Raw genomic sequence first — 2476 nt, 5'->3', positions numbered from 1 at the left:
TAAACAATAATTTACCGCCTCATCTGTGCGTAGCACGGATAGCTGCAATGCAGCTAAGACAGACATCGCAGACAGACGGATGCTTGCATACGGATGACAAGGTGTCTGGCAGAGGCGGTAACTTGGAAAAACCGCAGGTGTTTTCAAGTCTACGGGCGGCTTAAATCTCGATGTCGGAAACATCAAGCTCGCCGGACATTAACTTGGGCAAAAGGGTATCACGCAGTTGAGATAAGTTGGCATTTTCATCTTTAAGATTACGAATTTGAGCGAAAATCGGTTGAGTTATCTCATCAAAAGCACCTAAAGCCTCTTTGCTTGGTATTATTGCAGGTACTTTCTTCAGATTTTGTTGACTAACCTTTTGCTGAACAGCTCCAGTTACAATTGATTTGATATTTGTAAGGCTAAAAAACAGATACAGTTCTTCAACTGAAAAACCTTCTTTGCCTGTTATTATGTGTGCGTGATTGTTGACCCAAAATTGTCCATAGACATATTGAAGGATTGGAAAGCCTAAACTATCCACGACTGTTCCATCTTCACCAAGCAAAATATAGATGCCGTCAAATAGATAGTTGTCAACATAATCCATAAGGGAGGTAGCTCCATAATAAGGATATACCTTTGCCATTTTGTCTCTTTCAGCACCCGAAAGAGGAACACGCTTAGAGTCGTGAAGTTGAATAATATCTCCAACGGTGCCAAGACGCCAATCATCAGGAAGATTTCCGTCAGATGAAAACGGGCTAAAATTAAAGAACCAGTCTTTATAGAGTGCTTTCGCTTGTTGCTCTAAATTATTGTTTATTCTCTGATTATTCTCAACTTTATCATCAATATCCGCTAACATTTTTGCTATACGATGTTGCGTTTTAATATCTGGTATAGCAACCTCAATATTTGCGAAAGTATCTCTTGTAATCGTATCAAATACTGAACCATGAGTTATTGCTTTAAGCTTTCTCACACTGTTTTTTATCAAGTAATACAAAAAGATACTATCTATACCTTCTTTAGCTCTTATACCATAACACGACTGATTAAAAGCCATTGGAAATGTTATCATAGCCAGTTCTCCAACAGTTCCTCTGGCAGAAATAATGATGTCATCTTTTTTTAGTAATTTTGTTGAGCTATTATTAAGTCCTTCTTCTGTAATAGTTTTTTCCGTAGAATAAACATATCGGTTTTCATTGTTAAAATCCTTAACTGATAACCAGTTAATATTTCCGCCCCAATACTCTGCTTTAGATGTTTTTGGCGTACCACCACCAATAAGTTCAACTATATCTATCAGTGCAGTTTTCAACCATTCAGCCATAATCTTTTCCTCTCTATCCAATATATTTACGATGAGCAATCTTAACATTGCTCTGCTTGACCATTGCATATTGCAATGTTGTGTCTATCTTTCTATGCCCCAAGAGCTGTTGAAGCTGCTCAATGGGCATTCCTTTATCTATTGCCATAGTTGCAAGTGTACGCCTGAATTTGTGCGGGTGTACCTTGTTAAGTCCTAATTGCTTTCCAAATTCTCTCAGACGGACTTCAACGCCGCCTATTTTCAATCTTTCGTGCGGTGATTTCAGTGAAACAAACAGTGCCGGATTATTGTCCTTTCTGCTCTCCAAGTAATTCTGTAAATGTATCTTTGTGCGAGCATCAAAATAAACCACTCGCTCTTTACTGCCTTTACCAAAAACAACACATTCTCTTTCATTAAAGTCAATATCATCTCTGTTGAGCAGTACCATTTCGCCAACACGCATACCCGTTGAAGCAAGCATATCAATAATCGCCAAGTCTCGAAGCTCTGTGCAGTTATCCCTCATCAGCTCTAACGCTTCATCGGAGTATGTCTCCTTGATATTCGTGCCAGTTTTTACTCTGTGTATGCGTCTTACCGGACTTTTCAGTATGTAATCCTCGTCCTCTAACCAAGAGAAGAAGCTGGAGAGAATTCGGCGGATATTGTCTATCGTTACCTTGCTTGATTTCTTCTTTTCCTGATATTCCGTCAGGTATCCTCTGATGTCGTCTGTTATTATGTGCTTGACATCTTTTTGAAGTTCATCAAGCATGGCTTCAATAGTTGCCTTATAGTATTTAAGAGTTTTCTCAGAGCAGCCCTCTATTCGCTTTGCCGATAGAAATGACTCTACATAGTTCTGCTCCGAATATCTCTCTTTGTTTTGATTTTCCGTTACCTCATACTTTGCAAGAGTGTATCGCAACACCTCTTGCAATTTTTCATTTTGTGCATTATTCAGGTAAGGTAACATTCCCTGAATAACATCTTTAATCAAATCCTGTTTCACAGCCAATTCTCCTTTGAAATATATTTAGAGAACGACTATGGGGCGGAAGTTCCCTGATATTAACTCCCGCCACCCACGGAAGTTATGGGATATGTTATAAACAATAATTTAGAGCAACAAGCGAAAGCACTCTATAAAGACTGGTTCTTTAATTT

The 2476-nt window shown here is 38.7% G+C and carries 2 protein-coding genes; both read right to left on the bottom strand.

Going from position 1 to position 2476, the window contains the following annotated elements:
* Nucleotides 1–160: 160 nt before the first annotated feature.
* Nucleotides 161–1324 (bottom strand): restriction endonuclease subunit S, encoded by a 1164-nt coding sequence (locus DW721_RS15805; protein ID WP_118746306.1) that lies wholly within the window; start codon nucleotides 1322–1324, stop codon nucleotides 161–163.
* A 13-nt stretch (nucleotides 1325–1337) separates the two neighbouring features.
* Complete coding sequence (gene xerA, locus DW721_RS15800; RefSeq protein WP_118746305.1) at nucleotides 1338–2321, bottom strand: site-specific tyrosine recombinase/integron integrase; 984 nt, start codon at nucleotides 2319–2321, stop codon at nucleotides 1338–1340.
* Nucleotides 2322–2476 lie beyond the last annotated feature (155 nt).

It is taken from the genome of Clostridium sp. AM27-31LB (assembly GCF_003480745.1).
Taxonomy (GTDB): domain Bacteria; phylum Bacillota; class Clostridia; order Lachnospirales; family Lachnospiraceae; genus Butyribacter; species Butyribacter intestini.
This window is presented reverse-complemented; position numbering and strand designations above follow the sequence as displayed.